The sequence below is a fragment of the Pseudomonas sp. 13159349 genome (assembly GCF_013305685.1).
Taxonomy (GTDB): domain Bacteria; phylum Pseudomonadota; class Gammaproteobacteria; order Pseudomonadales; family Pseudomonadaceae; genus Aquipseudomonas; species Aquipseudomonas asiatica.
On sequence record NZ_CP045553.1, the window covers coordinates 5810778 to 5825651 of the forward strand.

General features: G+C 63.8%; 13 protein-coding genes. 6 read left to right on the top strand and 7 right to left on the bottom strand.

Annotated features, from left to right (window positions below):
* Nucleotides 1–129: 129 nt before the first annotated feature.
* Together rep and GEV38_RS26645 are read left to right on the top strand one after the other, a co-directional pair.
* A complete protein-coding gene (rep, locus tag GEV38_RS26640) occupies nt 130–2139 on the top strand; it encodes a DNA helicase Rep (RefSeq protein ID WP_015272320.1) in 2010 nt (669 codons plus the stop codon).
* Nucleotides 2140–2204: 65 nt separating this feature from the next.
* A complete protein-coding gene (locus GEV38_RS26645) occupies nt 2205–2777 on the top strand; it encodes a xanthine phosphoribosyltransferase (RefSeq protein ID WP_009683322.1) in 573 nt (190 codons plus the stop codon).
* A 110-nt stretch (nt 2778–2887) separates the two neighbouring features.
* Here GEV38_RS26645 and GEV38_RS26650 read toward each other — a convergent pair whose 3' ends face one another.
* The 5 genes from GEV38_RS26650 to dadA form a co-directional block, all read right to left on the bottom strand.
* Nucleotides 2888–4750, bottom strand: a complete 1863-nt coding sequence (locus GEV38_RS26650) for an acetyl-CoA hydrolase/transferase C-terminal domain-containing protein (RefSeq protein WP_054572021.1) — start codon at nt 4748–4750, stop codon at nt 2888–2890.
* A gap of 275 nt (nt 4751–5025) precedes the next feature.
* Complete coding sequence (locus GEV38_RS26655) at nt 5026–5430, bottom strand: cytochrome c5 family protein (protein WP_038408395.1); 405 nt, start codon at nt 5428–5430, stop codon at nt 5026–5028.
* Nucleotides 5431–5584: 154 nt separating this feature from the next.
* Complete coding sequence (locus GEV38_RS26660) at nt 5585–6133, bottom strand: cupin domain-containing protein (protein WP_013974777.1); 549 nt, start codon at nt 6131–6133, stop codon at nt 5585–5587.
* A gap of 109 nt (nt 6134–6242) precedes the next feature.
* Nucleotides 6243–7316, bottom strand: coding sequence for an alanine racemase (gene alr / locus GEV38_RS26665; RefSeq protein WP_015272322.1), 1074 nt, complete (start codon nt 7314–7316; stop codon nt 6243–6245).
* Between the two features lie 148 nt (nt 7317–7464).
* Nucleotides 7465–8769: a D-amino acid dehydrogenase gene (dadA, locus tag GEV38_RS26670; RefSeq protein WP_054572022.1), complete on the bottom strand. Its 1305-nt coding sequence runs from the start codon at nt 8767–8769 to the stop codon at nt 7465–7467.
* 156 nt (nt 8770–8925) lie between these two features.
* Between dadA and dadR the strand changes: the two genes are divergently transcribed.
* Nucleotides 8926–9414 carry a transcriptional regulator DadR gene (gene dadR, locus GEV38_RS26675; RefSeq protein ID WP_003258963.1) on the top strand — a complete coding sequence of 163 codons (489 nt, stop codon included), beginning with the start codon at nt 8926–8928 and terminating at the stop codon, nt 9412–9414.
* 2 nt (nt 9415–9416) lie between these two features.
* Here the strand turns inward: dadR and GEV38_RS26680 are convergent, their stop codons facing one another.
* Complete coding sequence (locus GEV38_RS26680; RefSeq protein WP_013974780.1) at nt 9417–9770, bottom strand: YkgJ family cysteine cluster protein; 354 nt, start codon at nt 9768–9770, stop codon at nt 9417–9419.
* Nucleotides 9771–9969: 199 nt separating this feature from the next.
* Here GEV38_RS26680 and GEV38_RS26685 point away from each other — a divergent pair, with 199 nt between their 5' ends.
* Nucleotides 9970–11262, top strand: a complete 1293-nt coding sequence (locus tag GEV38_RS26685) for an FAD-binding oxidoreductase (protein ID WP_015272323.1) — start codon at nt 9970–9972, stop codon at nt 11260–11262.
* A 155-nt stretch (nt 11263–11417) separates the two neighbouring features.
* On the opposite strand, the gene GEV38_RS26690 is transcribed toward GEV38_RS26685, so the two are convergent.
* Entirely contained in the window at nt 11418–11648 is a 231-nt protein-coding gene (locus tag GEV38_RS26690) for a DUF1127 domain-containing protein (protein ID WP_015272324.1), read from the bottom strand.
* A gap of 178 nt (nt 11649–11826) precedes the next feature.
* Between GEV38_RS26690 and GEV38_RS26695 the strand changes: the two genes are divergently transcribed.
* Together GEV38_RS26695 and GEV38_RS26700 are read left to right on the top strand one after the other, a co-directional pair.
* Complete coding sequence (locus GEV38_RS26695) at nt 11827–13257, top strand: PLP-dependent aminotransferase family protein (protein WP_162491226.1); 1431 nt, start codon at nt 11827–11829, stop codon at nt 13255–13257.
* A 60-nt stretch (nt 13258–13317) separates the two neighbouring features.
* On the top strand, nt 13318–14874 hold the full coding sequence (locus tag GEV38_RS26700) for a phospholipase D family protein (protein WP_015272325.1): 1557 nt from the start codon (nt 13318–13320) through the stop codon (nt 14872–14874).

Genomic DNA, 14874 nt, shown 5'->3' on the forward strand with positions numbered 1-14874 from the left:
CCTGCGCGAAACTGCGCCAGCCGGCAAATCCCGTTTACATATTTGACTCAGACGTCAGACGGTCGCGCCACAAACGCCCCATGCCTGTTAGAATGCGCGGCTATTTTCTGGCGACCCCCGGTTTCTAGCATGTCCCGACTCAATCCCCGGCAGCAGGAAGCCCGTGACTATGTCGGCGGCCCTCTTTTGGTGCTCGCCGGTGCAGGCTCGGGCAAGACCAGCGTGATCACGCGCAAGATTGCCCACCTCATCCAGAACTGCGGCATCCGTGCCCAGTACATCGTGGCGATGACCTTCACCAACAAGGCCGCGCGCGAGATGAAGGAACGGGTCGCCACCCTGCTGCGCCCGGGGGAAGGCCGCGGCCTGACTGTGTGCACATTCCACAACCTGGGCCTGAACATCATCCGCAGGGAGCACGAGCGCCTGGGCTACAAGCCGGGTTTCTCGATCTTCGACGAGTCCGACATCAAGGCGTTGCTGTCGGACATCATGCAGAAGGAATACTCCGGCGACGACGGCATCGACGAGATCAAGAACATGATCGGTGCCTGGAAGAACGACCTGATCCTGCCCGCCGAGGCCCTGGAGAAGGCGCGCAACCCGCGCGAGCAGACTGCCGCCATCGTCTACACCCACTACCAGCGCACGCTCAAGGCGTTCAACGCGGTGGACTTCGACGACCTGATCCTGCTGCCGGTCAAGCTGTTCCAGGAGCACCCCGATGTGCTGGAGCGCTGGCAGAACCGCGTGCGCTACCTGCTGGTGGACGAATACCAGGACACCAACGCCAGCCAGTACCTGCTGGTGAAGATGCTGATCGGCATGCGCAACCAGTTCACCGTGGTAGGCGACGACGACCAGTCGATCTACGCCTGGCGTGGCGCCCGGCCGGAAAACCTGATGCTGCTCAAGGAGGACTACCCCTCCCTGAAGGTGGTGATGCTGGAGCAGAACTACCGCTCCACCAGCCGCATCCTGCGCTGCGCCAACGTGCTGATTGCCAACAACCCGCACGCGTTCGAGAAGCAGCTGTGGAGCGAGATGGGCGTGGGCGACGAGATCCGCGTCATCCGCTGCAAGAACGAGGAAGCCGAGGCCGAACGCGTGGCTATGGAAATCCTCACCCTGCACCTGCGCACCAACCGTCCGTACAGCGACTTTGCCATCCTCTACCGCGGCAACTACCAGGCCAAGCTGATCGAACTGAAGCTGCAGCACCACCAGGTGCCATATCGCCTGTCGGGCGGCAACAGCTTCTTCGGCCGCCAGGAGGTCAAGGACCTGATGGCCTACCTGCGTCTGCTGGTGAACCCGGACGATGACAACGCCTACCTGCGGGTGATCAACGTACCCCGCCGCGAAATCGGCTCCACCACCCTGGAAAAACTCGGCAACTACGCCACCGAGCGCGGTATTTCGATGTACGCCGCCAGCGAGGAGCTTGGCCTGGGCGAGCATCTGGACGCCCGCTACACCGAGCGTTTGCAGCGCTTCAAGCATTGGCTGGACGGGGTGCGCCACAAGGTTGCCCTGGAAGACCCGATTGCCGCGCTGCACGAGATGATCCGCGATATCGACTACGAGAACTGGATCCGCCAGCAGACCGCCAGCGACAAGGCTGCCGAGTTCCGCATCAGCAACGTCTGGTTCCTGGTCGAAGCGCTGAAGAACACCCTCGAGAAGGACGAAGAGGGTGACATGACCATCGAGGACGCCATCGGCAAGCTGGTGCTGCGCGACATGCTCGAGCGCCAGCAGGAAGAGGAAGAGAACGCCGAAGGTGTGCAGATGATGACTCTGCATGCCTCCAAGGGCCTGGAATTCCCATACGTGTTCATCATGGGCATGGAAGAGGAAATCCTCCCGCACCGCTCCAGCATCGAGGCCGACACCATCGAAGAGGAACGACGCCTGGCCTACGTGGGCATCACCCGCGCGCGCCAGACCCTGGCCTTCACCTTCGCCGCCAAGCGCAAGCAGTACGGTGAAATCATCGACTGCACGCCCAGCCGGTTCCTCGACGAACTGCCACCGGACGACCTGGCCTGGGAGGGCCTTGACGATGCGCCGGTCGAGGTAAAGGCCGCACGGGGCAACAATGCCTTGGCCGATATCCGGGCAATGCTCAAACGCTGATCAACCATTACTCTTTAACTTTGCCGCTATTTGCGGCGACCTTTGTTACATCGAGGAATACCACAGTGGAAGCACTGCATCAGAAGATTCGCGAAGAAGGCATCGTGCTTTCCGATCAGGTTCTCAAAGTCGATGCGTTTCTCAACCACCAGATCGACCCTGCGCTGATGCAGCTGATCGGTGACGAGTTCGCCCGCCTGTTCGCCGACGCGGGCGTGACCAAGATCGTCACCATCGAAGCCTCGGGCATTGCCCCGGCGGTGATGACTGGCCTGAAGCTGGGCGTGCCGGTGATCTTCGCCCGCAAGCACCAGTCGCTGACCCTGACCGAGAACCTGCTGACCGCCTCGGTGTATTCCTTCACCAAGCAGACCGAGAACACCGTGGCCATCTCGCCGCGTCACCTCAACAGCAGCGACCGCGTGCTGGTGATCGACGACTTCCTGGCCAACGGCAAGGCGTCGCAGGCCCTGATCTCGATCATCAAGCAGGCCGGCGCCACCGTGGCCGGCCTGGGTATCGTGATCGAGAAGTCGTTCCAGGGCGGCCGTGCCGAGCTGGACAGCCAGGGCTATCGCGTCGAGTCGCTGGCCCGGGTGAAGTCGCTGGAAGGTGGTGTGGTTACCTTCATCGAGTAATCGCGGCGCCTGCTTCGCGGGCACGCCCGCTCCCACAGGTAAACCACAGGTTTTGAATGCTGTGGTGTACCTGTGGGAGCGGGCGTGCCCGCGAATGGCCTCAATCCTCTCTATCTGGCAGCCGCCAACCCCGCCAGCAGCAACCGCTGGTAAAGCTCTTCCTTCAGCCCCTGCGGCTGATCCAGCTGCATCCGCACAAGATGCCTCGCATAGCCCTCCGGCCCCGGCGCATCCAGCGCTGCCTTGCCCAGCTCCAGCACCTCGCTCAGCTTGAACTTGCTCTTCAACCAGTTCAGCGCCCGCAGCAAATCCCGCTCTTCAGCCGTAAAGTCCGTACCCAGCGGATACTCCGGGAACAACCGCGAATGCCGCGCCCTGATCGCCTCCAGCCGCTGCGGCGTATTGTCGGTAAAGCACGCCTCCAGTTGAAAATCCTTGGCCAGCTTGCCGGCATCCTTTGCCTGCTCGATCAGCCCCTGCTGGAACCGCGAATCACATACCGCCAGCAACCGCGCAATCACCTCGCTGTCGGTCTGCCCACGCAGGTCGGCAATGCCGTACTCGGTCACCACGATATCGCGCAGGTGTCGGGGGATGGTGCAATGGCCATAGTTCCAGAACAGGTTCGAGGTCACCTCCCCGCCCGCCTCACGCCAGCTGCGCAGCAGCAGGATCGAACGCCCGCCCTCCAGCGCATGGCCCTGGGCGACGAAGTTGTACTGCCCGCCCACGCCACTGAGTACTCGGCCATCCTCCAGCTGGTCAGCCACCCCAGCGCCAAGCAGGGTCATGCCGAATACGCTGTTGATGAAGCGCGCATCGCGGCGTTGCCGGCGCTTGAGTTCCTCCTGCCCGTACAGCTCGTTGATGAAGCTGATACGAGTCATGGCAAACCGTGCGCGCTGTTCCAGCGGCATGTCGCGCAAGCGCTGGTAGAACGCCTGGGGGCCGAGGAAGAAACCGCCATGCAGCACTGCCGCCACCTGCTCGTCCGCCGGGCGCCGCAACAGGCCCGCTTCGGCCAGCGCCAGCAAGCCGTTGACGAACATCTCGCTGCAGCCGTACAGGCCTTGGGCGAAGGTATTCAGGCCCCCTTCCCGTTCGATCAGCGCTTGCCACGAGCCAGCACCCAGCGCGTCGAGCACGGCACGATAACCGGCGTTGTCACCCTGACGCGCCAGCAATGCGGCAGCTACCGCATCGCCCATGGCACCAATGCCGATCTGTAGCGTGCCGCCGTCGCGAACCAGGCTGCTGGCGTGCAGGCCGATGCAGTGGTCCTGGGTGTTGACCGGCATGTTCGGCGTGGAGAACAGGCGGCGTTGCTCGGCTGTATCGATCAGCAGGTCGAACGTGTCGATGGGTAGCTCGGCGTCACCCGGCATGTAAGGCAGCTCGGCATGCACCTGGCCGAGCATGAGGATGGTCTCGCCGGCAGCGCGGCGCGTGGCGATCATCGGCAGCAGGTCGAGGGTGATGTCGGGGTTGCAAGCCAGGCTCAGGTGCACCGGCCTCTCGGGCGTGGCGGCCACCAGCTGCGCGATCAGGTTCAGGCCCTTGGCGTTGATGTCACGTGCTGCGTGGCTGTAGTTGCTGCTGATGTAGCTTTGCTGGGCCGAATCGCTGTGCAACAGGCTGCCGGGCTGCATGAAGAATTGTTCAACCTGGATGTTCGGCGGCAGGCTGTCATTGCGCAGGTCGGCGAGGTAGGTAAGTTCTTCATAGTCGGCGAAGACGCGCTCGACGAAGGGCTCGAGAAAGCGCCGCTGCAGGCCATCCCCCAGTGGCGGGCGGCCGAGGGACAGGGCCGTGTAGATGGTCAGCTGCCGTTCGGGCAGCTCGCGGATGCGGGCGTAAAGCGCATTGACGAAGGCATTGGGCTTGCCCAGGCCCAGCGGCAGGCCCATGTGGATATGGGCTGGCAGGCGCGACAGGACTTGCTCGACGGCCTGGTCGATGGAGCAGAGGTGCATCGGGGCCTCCTGAGACATCCATGGGTTCAGGGGTTGGACATGGGCTTTGGTGGGTTGGTTGCCTGTGCCGGCCCTTTCGCGGCTAAAGCCGCTCCTACAGAGACCTCACTGCCCTTGAGTCCTGTGCTGCACCTGTGAGTTCCCATAGGGACCCCACAATCCTTGAAGCCTGCACTGTACCTGTGGGAGCGGCTTTAGCCGCGAAAGGGCCGGTAAAGGCGCCACAAAAACAAAGCCCGCCATCAACGGCGGGCTTCATGCAATTCAGCTGTTTCTCACAGCCCGGACATCTTCTTGATCGCCCCTTTCAGGTCGTCATCCGAGCAGTCTGCGCAGGTGCCTTTCGGTGGCATGGCGTTGATGCCGGTAATGGCCTTGGCCAGGATGCCGTCCAGGCCGCCCTGGTGGTCGGCGCGTTCCTTCCACGCCGCGGTATCGCCAATTTTCGGTGCGCCGAGCAGGCCGGAGCCATGGCAGGCATTGCAGTGCTTGGCGATGATCTCGTCCGGCGTCTTGGCACCACCGCCACCTGCGGCGGCGGCCACTTCCATGCCCTTGCACTCCTGGCCCTGGACGCACACCTGGCCAACCGGCTCCAGGCGCTTGGCGATGTCATCATTGGTCGCAGCGGTTGCGCTCATTGCCCAGAGGGCGAATACGGCTGCTGGTACGGCCAGCATCTTCTTGATTTGGTTCACGCGAACACCCTCATGGTGGCTAATCACGCTCGCGGCCACGGATCGGCGAGCGTTGAAAAGTATAGCGGGAACCCAGAGGCCGTGAAACGACCCCACACGGGAAAGGGGTATTGCCGAATCAATGCACTGCGCTGGATCAAAAGTTTGAAGGCGTCGCCGCACTGATCAGCCGCGCCGGCCGGTCGAACGGGTTGCGAAAGCGGTGCGGGCGGGTGCTTTCGAAGTAGTAGCTGTCGCCCTCTTCAAGGATGAAGATCTCGTTGCCGACCACCAGCTCCAGGCGGCCTTCGAGCAGGATGCCGGTTTCTTCACCGTCATGGGTAAGCATTTCGGCGCCCGTGTCGGCACCCGGTGGGTACACCTCGGTGAGAAAGGCGATGGCACGGTTGGGGTGCGACTTGCCGACCAGCTTCATGGTCACCGCACCGTCGGAGATATCGATCAGCTCATGGGCCTTGTAGACGATCTGCGTGGGGCTTTCAGGTTCCAGTTCGACCGAAAAGAACTCGACCATGGACATGGGAATGCCGCTCAGCACCTTGCGCAGCGAGCTGATCGACGGGCTCACGCTGTTCTTCTCGATCATCGAGATGGTGCTGTTGGTCACGCCGGCACGCTTGGCGAGTTCACGCTGGGACAGGCCCTTGAGCTTGCGGATGGCTTGCAGTCGTTCGCCGACGTCCAAAGCTGGAGCCTCCTGAAACGGTGGAAAGGGGGGTGGATGTGAACGATATCATGGCAATGCCGTTCAGTATTTACAACACTCCGCCCTTCAACCTGTCCGCTTCAGCGTGTCATTCGCCGATGTAGTCCCGCGGTACTCGCTTCAGGTTGCAGAAAATCTGGTACGGAATGGTACCCGCGTGCGCAGCCACCTCACTGGCCAGCACATGCTTGCCCCATAGTTCGACCGGGCTGCCGACGGTGGCTTCCGGCACGTCGGTCAGGTCGATGCTGAGCATGTCCATCGACACCCGGCCGATCAGTTGGGTGCGCTTGCCGGCGACCAGCACTGGGGTACCGTTGGGCGCCTGGCGCGGGTAGCCATCGGCATAGCCCATGGCAACCACACCAACGCGGGTTGGCCGTGGGCTGACGAACTTGGCGCCATAGCCCACCGGCTCGCCGGCAGGCAGTTCGCGCACGCTGATCACCCGCGATTGCAGGGTCATCACCGGTTGCAGGCGCTCGGCCTCGGCCTGGGCCACTTCGAACGGTGTGGCACCGTACAGCATCAGGCCCGGGCGCACCCAGTCGCTGGGGGCCTGCGGCCAGCCCAGCACACCGGGGGAGTTGCGCAGGCTGCACTCGGCGGCCAGGCCCTGGCGGGCGGCCTCGAACACGGCGATCTGTTGGGCGGTAGCGTCGGCATCCAGTTCGTCGGCGCGAGCGAAGTGGCTCATCAGCACGATGCGCGCGACCTTGCCGCTGGCCAGCAGGCGCTGGTAGGCCTCGTGGTAGTCCTTGGGGTGCAGGCCGACGCGGTGCATGCCGCTGTCGAGCTTGAGCCAGACGCTGAGCGGCTTGTGCAGCTGGGTCTTTTCGATCGCTTCCAGTTGCCACAGCGAGTGCACAACGCACCATAGGTCGTGCTCGGCGATCAGGGCCAGTTCGCTGGCTTCGAAGAAACCTTCCAGCAGCAGCACCGGGGCCTTGATACCGGCGGCGCGCAGTTCCAGCGCTTCTTCGATGCAGGCCACGGCAAAGCCGTCGGCTTCGGCCTCCAGGGCCAGGGCACAGCGCACGGCGCCGTGGCCGTAGGCGTCGGCCTTGATCACGGCGAGGGCTTTGGCACCGGTCAGTTCACGGGCCAGACGGTAGTTGTGGCGCAGGGCCTGGAGGTCGATCAGGGCGCGGGCGGGACGCATGGCGGCTGCCTTATGGTGGTTCACAGGTTGAAAACGGTGTTGGGTTCTTCGCGGGCTCGCCCGCTCCCACAGGTACTGCACAGTTTTCAATATCTGTGGTTTTCCTGTGGGAGCGGGCGAGCCCGCGAAGAGGCCGGTACAGGCGAACTTACTGCTGGTGAGCCGGCGCAGTCTGCCCGTGCTTGGCCACTTCCGGGCTGTTGCCATAACGGGAAATGTCCAGGCCTTCGGCACTGATCTGCGGCTTCTTGCGCGCAATCAGGTCGGCCAGCAGGCGACCGGAACCGCACGCCATGGTCCAGCCCAAAGTACCGTGACCGGTGTTCAGGAACAGGTTGCGGAACGCCGTGGCACCAACGATCGGCGTGCCGTCCGGGGTCGCCGGGCGCAGGCCGGTCCAGAAGCTGGTCTGGCTCAGATCACCGCCGCGAGGATAAAGGTCGTTGACGATCATCTCCAGCGTTTCGCGCCGACGCGGGTTCAACGACAGGTCAAAACCGGCGATCTCAGCCATGCCGCCGACGCGGATACGGTTGTCGAAACGGGTAATGGCGACCTTGTAGGTCTCGTCGAGAATGGTCGAGGTCGGGGCCATGTCGGCGTTGGTGATCGGCACGGTCAGCGAGTAGCCCTTCAGCGGGTATACCGGGGCCTTGATGCCCAGCGGCTTGAGCATCTGCGGCGAGTAGCTGCCCAGCGCCAGCACGTAGCGGTCGGCGGTTTCCAGCTTGCCGTCGATCCACACGCCATTGATGCGGTCACCCGCGAAGTCCAGGCGCTGGATGTCCTGGCCGAAGCGGAACTCCACGCCCAGCTTCACGGCCATTTCGGCAAGCTTGGTGGTGAACAGCTGGCAGTCGCCAGTCTGGTCGTTTGGCAGGCGCAGGGCGCCGGCCAGGATGTCCTTGACGCCAGCCAGGGCCGGTTCGACGCGAGCAATGCCGTCGCGGTCAAGCAGCTCGTAAGGTACGCCGGACTGCTCCAGAACGGCAATGTCCTTGGCCGCGGCATCCACCTGGGCCTGGGTACGGAACAGCTGGGTGGTGCCCAGGCTGCGGTTTTCGTAGGCGATGCCGGTTTCGGCGCGCAGTTCGTCGAGGCAGTCACGGCTGTACTCGGACAGGCGCACCATGCGCTCCTTGTTCACCGCGTAACGGCTGGCGGTGCAGTTGCGCAGCATCTGTGCCATCCACAGGTACTGGTCGACGTCGCCGGTGAGCTTGATGGCCAGGGGCGCGTGGCGCTCCAGCAGCCATTTGATGGCCTTCAGCGGCACGCCTGGGGCGGCCCAGGGCGAGGCATAGCCGGGCGAGATCTGGCCGGCGTTGGCAAAGCTGGTTTCCATGGCCACCGCCGGCTGGCGATCGACCACCGTTACTTCGAAACCTTGCCGGGCCAGATAGTAGGCACTGGCGGTTCCGATCACACCGCTACCAAGTACCAGAACTCGCATCGTTTTATCCCTCGCACGCGGCGCGCCGCAGACTTTTATTGAAATGGCATGAATGCGCGCAGTATAGGAATTTGAAGGCAGTGCAATTCACTATATAAAAGCCTATTATTGGCGAGAATTCTCGGCAAAATCGCCTTTCACGGAGGGGCATCCCCTATGAGAACCCAGCACCAGAGCAAGCGTGAACTGGACAAGATCGACCGTAACATCCTGCGTATCCTGCAGAATGACGGGCGTATTTCCTTCACCGAACTGGGCGAGAAAGTTGGGCTTTCCACCACCCCTTGCACCGAGCGGGTCCGCCGCCTGGAGCGCGAGGGCATCATCATGGGCTACAACGCCCGCCTGAACCCGCAGCACCTCAAGGGCAGCCTGCTGGTGTTCGTGGAAATCAGCCTGGACTACAAATCGGGCGACACCTTCGAGGAGTTCCGCCGCGCGGTGCTGAAACTGCCCCACGTGCTGGAATGCCACCTGGTTTCAGGCGACTTCGACTACCTGGTGAAGGCGCGTATTTCCGAGATGGCCTCTTACCGCAAGCTGCTCGGCGACATCCTGCTGAAGCTGCCGCACGTGCGCGAATCGAAGAGCTACATCGTGATGGAAGAGGTGAAAGAGAGCCTTTGCCTGCCGATCCCGGACTGAAGTCAGACAAGCACCTGGCGGGTGGTGGCAATGAACTGGTGGACCAGCTGCTCGGCAGCGGGCTCGATCATCTGTTCAGGGCCACGGCCACGCGGGCAGGCCAGGCGCGGGGTGGTGCCGAACAGGCGGCAGATCATCGGGCGCTCTTCATACACCGTGCAGCCGTTGGGGCCCAGGTGCACACAGTCCAGGCGCTCCAGGGCGGCGTCCTGCTCGGCCTGGGACTTGCGCGGCAGGCGGGCCATTTCTTCCGCCGAAGTGGTGACCGGGCCGCAGCAATCGTGGCAGCCGGGCTCGCACTCGAAGGAAGGGATGAGTTCGCGCAGGAAGTGGATCTTGTGGCGGTTGCAGGACATGGCTGGGTACAAGTCTGAGAACTGAGGTTGAATTATAAGGCCAATCGCCGGCAAGCCGGCTCCCACAGGTACACCGTCGGTCTCAAGTGCCACGCGGACCCTGTGGGAGCTGGCTTGCCGGCGATGAGGCCGGTTGCCCCTCCCCGAAGCCCCGGCTTATCCTCCTCCCCCTCAGCCCACCAGCCTCAGGACCTGCCCAATGATCCACAGCGCGCAGCACGCCGCCTCCTACTACGCCGCCAGCAGCGCGCCACACCCCGACCACTCCTTCCTGCAAGGCGAGCACAGCGCCGACGTGTGTATCGTTGGCGGCGGCTACTCGGGCCTGAACACCGCCATCGAACTGGCCGAGCGCGGCTTTTCGGTCATCCTGCTGGAGGCGCGCAAGCTCGGTTGGGGCGCCAGCGGGCGCAATGGTGGGCAACTGATCCGTGGCGTCGGCCACGGCCTGGAGCAATTCCTCCCGGTCATCGGCGAGGAAGGCGTGCGCAGCCTGAAACTGATGGGCCTGGAAGCCGTGCAGATCGTCCGCGAGCGGATCGAAAAGCATGCCATCGCCTGCGACCTGACTTGGGGCTACTGCGACCTGGCCAACAAACCCGCCGAACTGCTGGGCTTTGCGGAGGATGCTGAAGAACTGCGCACCCTCGGCTACGCACATGAACTGCGCCTGGTCGGCAAGGACGATATCCACAGCGTGGTCGGTGCCGACTGTTATGTCGGCGGGCTGGTCGACATGGGTTCCGGGCACCTGCACCCGCTCAACCTGGCCCTGGGTGAGGCTGCCGTGGCCAGCCGCCTGGGTGTGAAGCTGTTCGAGCAGTCCGAGGTCACACGCATCGACTACGGCCCGGAAGTACAGGTACACACCGCCCAAGGCCGGGTACGCGCCAAGACTCTGGTGCTGTGCTGCAACGCCTACCACAACGACCTCAACCGCGAACTGGGCGGCAAGGTGCTGCCAGCCGGCAGCTACATCATCGCCACCGAGCCGCTGGGCGAGGAACGTGCCCGTTCGCTGCTGCCGCAGAACATGGCGGTGTGTGACCAGCGCGTGGCACTGGACTATTACCGCCTGTCCGCCGACCAGCGCCTGTTGTTCGGCGGTGCCTGCCACTATTCAGGCCGCGACCCGAAGGACATCGCCGCCTACATGCGGCCAAAGATGCTCAAGGTTTTCCCGCAACTGGCCGACGTGCGCATCGACTACCAGTGGGGTGGCATGATCGGCATCGGCGCCAACCGCCTGCCACAGGTTGGCCGCCTGGCCAGCCAGCCGAACGTGTATTACGCCCAGGCCTACTCCGGCCATGGGCTCAACGCCACCCACTTGGCTGCGCGCCTGCTCGGCGAAGCCATCAGCGGCCAGGAAAGCGGGCGGTTCGACCTGTTTGCCAAGGTGCCGCACATCACCTTCCCCGGCGGCAAGCACCTGCGCTCGCCGCTGCTGGCGTTGGGGATGCTGTGGCATCGCCTGAAAGAGCTGATCTGAAAGCTGCGCGGTCCCTGTAGGAGCGGCCTTGTGTCGCGAAAGGGGTGCGTAGCGCCCCCAGGTTTTCAGCTTCGCCGCAAATATCGCTGGGGCCGCTCTGCGGCCCTATCGCGACACAAGGCCGCTCCTACATCGACCGCGCAACATCTGTATGGTCAGTCTTTCCAGAAGGGCTTACGCCCTTCGGCCCGGGCCTGCTCCCAGCTCAGCCCGATATCGCGCAACTCGTCATCAGTCAACTGCAGCAGCGCCCTGCGGGTGTGCCAGCGATGCAGCATCAGCCCCCAACGCCCCAACCCTTCCGGCGCGTTGAACACCTTGGCTTGCTGCCCGGCTTCCAGTTCCTTGGCCAACAGTTGCAAGCGCACATCGCTCATGCCACCCATCACCGCATCCTCTCGTTCAGTTGATACTGTGGAGAAAGCATGCGCGTCGACAGCGCCGGCAATACAGATCCAATACAGCCTTATTATTCCCATACAGAATTGGCCGCAGACCGACTGAATGCTGTATTTTCAGCGCAACTGTACCGGTCGCCACGCTATTACAGCGCAGGAGTATGCCGTGACCCTTTACCTGAACCTCGCCGAACTGCTCGGTGCCCGTATCGAACAGGGCCTCTACCGCCCCGGCCAGCGCCTGCCGTCAGTGCGCGCCCTGAGTGTGGAGCACGGGGTCAGCCTGAGCACCGTGCAGCAGGCCTACCGCATGCTGGAAGACAGCGGCATGGTCTCGCCCCGGCCCAAGTCCGGCTACTTCGTCAACGACCACCGCCACCTGCCAGCCCTGCCCGCCGTCAGCCGCCCGGCCCAGCGCCCGGTGGACATCTCGCAATGGGAGCAGGTGCTGGAACTGGTGCGCAGCACCCCACGCCAAGGCGTGATCCAGCTCGGCCGCGGCATGCCCGACATCGACAGCCCCACCCTCAAGCCACTGCTGCGCAGCCTCGCCCAGCTGAGCCGGCGGCAGGACATGCCCGGCCTGTACTACGACAACATCCACGGCAACCTGGCCCTGCGCGAACAGGTGGCCCGGCTGACGCTCGACTCCGGCTGCCGCCTAGGCCCGGCCGACCTGGTGATAACCACCGGCTGCCATGAGGCGCTGTCATGCAGCATTCGCGCGGTGTGCGAGCCGGGCGATATCGTCGCGGTCGACTCGCCCAGCTTCCACGGCGCCATGCAGACCCTCAAGGGCCTGGGCATGAAAGCCCTGGAGATCCCCACCGACCCGGTCACCGGCATCAGCCTGGAGGCGCTGGAGCTGGCCTTGGAGCAGTGGCCGATCAAGCTCATCCAGATCACCCCCAGCTGCAACAACCCGCTCGGCTACATCATGCCCGAGGCCCGCAAGAAGGCCCTGCTGAGCCTGGCACAGCGCTACGACGTGGCGATCCTCGAAGATGATGTATATGGCGACCTGGCCTACACCTACCCGCGCCCACGCACCCTCAAGTCGTTTGACGACGACGGCCGCGTGCTGCTTTGCAGTTCGTTCTCCAAGACCCTCGCCCCCGGTCTGCGGATAGGCTGGGTGGCACCCGGTCGTTACCTGGAGCGGGTGCTGCACATGAAATACATCAGCACCGGAAGCACGGCCAGCCAGCCACAGTTGGCCATTGCCGACTTCATCGCCGGCGGGCACTACCAGCCCCACGTACGGCGCATGCGCAGCCAGTACCAGCGTGGCCGCGACCTGATGAGCGACTGGGTGACCCGCTACTTCCCGGCGGGCACCCGGGTCAGTCGACCGCAAGGTGGCTTCATGCTGTGGGTGGAATTACCCGAACATTTCGATACGCTGCGCCTGAACCGGGCTTTACTGGAGCAGGACGTGCAGGTTGCCGTGGGCAGTATTTTCTCGGCCTCGGGCAAGTTCCGCCACTGCCTGCGCATGAACTTCGCCGCACGGCCCACGCAGCAGATCGAAGCTGCCGTGCGCAGGGTTGGTGAAACCGCCCTTCGTCTACTGGAAGAAGAAAGCGCCGGCGCGTAACTTTGCGCCGCCCGCCACGGTCCAACCATTTAAGCCTTTGCTGCACAGGACGATCCACCCTTGAGACTCCAGCGAGCCCTGCCTCTGCTGCTGGTGCTACTGCTTGGTCTTGCCGGCTGTGCCAGCGTCGGCACGCCCCGCGAAACCAGCCAGGCGTTACCCGCCAACGACTCGGCCTTCGGCCGCTCGGTACTGCGCCAGGCCGCGCCGTACGACGGCCGCTCGGGCTTTCGCCTGCTGCCCAACAGCAACGAGGCGTTCCGCGCCCGTGCCGAACTGATCCGCAACGCCCAGGCGAGCATCGACCTGCAGTACTACATCGTCCACGATGGCCTCAGCACTCGTGCACTGGTTCATGAACTGCTGCGCGCCGCCGACCGTGGCGTGCGTGTGCGCATCCTGCTCGACGACACCACCAGCGATGGCTTGGACGTCATCATGGGCACCCTCGATGCCCACCCGAACATCCAGATACGGGTGTTCAACCCGCTACACCTGGGCCGCAGCACCGGCGTGACGCGCGCGGTGGGCCGCCTGTTCAACCTGTCGCGCCAGCATCGGCGCATGCACAACAAACTGTTCCTGGTGGACAACAGCATGGCCATCGTCGGCGGGCGCAACCTGGGCGATGAGTATTTCGATGCCGAACCCAACCTCAACTTCACCGACATCGACTTGCTGGGTGTCGGCCCGGTGGCCGAACAGCTCGGCCACAGTTTCGACCAATACTGGAACAGCGCCCTGAGCCGGCCGATTACCGACTTTCTCTGGCGCGACCCGGACGCCAGCGACCTGCGCGCCAGCCGCCACCGCCTGGAAATTTCACTCGCCGAAGCCAGGACCCAGCGCAAAGCCCTGTATGACCGCTTGATGGCCTACCAGTCGCAGCCGCGCCTGGATGTGTGGCGCAACGAACTGATCTGGGCCCATGCCCAGGCGCTGTGGGATGCGCCGAGCAAGGTGCTGGCCGATGACGAACCGGACCCGCAACTACTGCTGACCCAGCAACTGGCTCCTGACTTGAGCAAGGTGCAACGCGAGCTGATCCTGGTATCGGCGTACTTCGTGCCAGGCGAGTCCGGCCTGCTGTACCTTACCCACAGCGCCGACGCGGGTATCTCGGTCAAGCTGCTGACCAACTCGCTGGAGGCTACCGACGTGCCGGCAGTGCATGGCGGCTATGCACCATACCGGCGGGCACTGCTGGAGCATGGCGTACAACTGTATGAGCTGCGCCGCCAACCCGGTGACCCCAGCGCCCGGCACAGCTTGAGCTTCCATGGCAGTTCGGACTCGAGCCTGCACAGCAAGGCGATCGTGTTCGACCGGCGCAAGACCTTCATCGGCTCGTTCAACTTCGACCCACGTTCGGTGTTGTGGAATACCGAGGTCGGGGTGCTGGTGGACAGCCCGGAGCTGGCCGAGTACACCCGCGCGCTGGCGGTACAGGGCATGGCCCCGGCCTTGAGCTACCAGCCGACGCTGGTGGGTAACCAGATGGTGTGGGTGACCGAGGAAAATGGCAGGCGACGCATGCTCACGTCCGAGCCGGGCGGGATTTGGCGGCGGTTCAATGCCTGGATCAGCAAGGCGGTTGGCCTGGAGAAGATGTTGTAG

Excerpts from the sequence above, each read along its gene's own strand:
- GEV38_RS26685 (WP_015272323.1), top strand. The coding sequence starts at position 9,970 with ATGATCCACAGCGCGCAGCACGCCGCCTCCTACTACGCCGCCAGCAGC.
- GEV38_RS26680 (WP_013974780.1), bottom strand. The coding sequence starts at position 9,770 with ATGTCCTGCAACCGCCACAAGATCCACTTCCTGCGCGAACTCATCCCT.
- dadA (WP_054572022.1), bottom strand. The coding sequence starts at position 8,769 with ATGCGAGTTCTGGTACTTGGTAGCGGTGTGATCGGAACCGCCAGTGCC.
- GEV38_RS26690 (WP_015272324.1), bottom strand. The coding sequence starts at position 11,648 with ATGGGTGGCATGAGCGATGTGCGCTTGCAACTGTTGGCCAAGGAACTG.
- GEV38_RS26655 (WP_038408395.1), bottom strand. The coding sequence starts at position 5,430 with ATGCTGGCCGTACCAGCAGCCGTATTCGCCCTCTGGGCAATGAGCGCA.
- GEV38_RS26650 (WP_054572021.1), bottom strand. The coding sequence starts at position 4,750 with ATGCACCTCTGCTCCATCGACCAGGCCGTCGAGCAAGTCCTGTCGCGC.
- rep (WP_015272320.1), top strand. The coding sequence starts at position 130 with ATGTCCCGACTCAATCCCCGGCAGCAGGAAGCCCGTGACTATGTCGGC.
- alr (WP_015272322.1), bottom strand. The coding sequence starts at position 7,316 with ATGCGTCCCGCCCGCGCCCTGATCGACCTCCAGGCCCTGCGCCACAAC.
- dadR (WP_003258963.1), top strand. The coding sequence starts at position 8,926 with ATGAGAACCCAGCACCAGAGCAAGCGTGAACTGGACAAGATCGACCGT.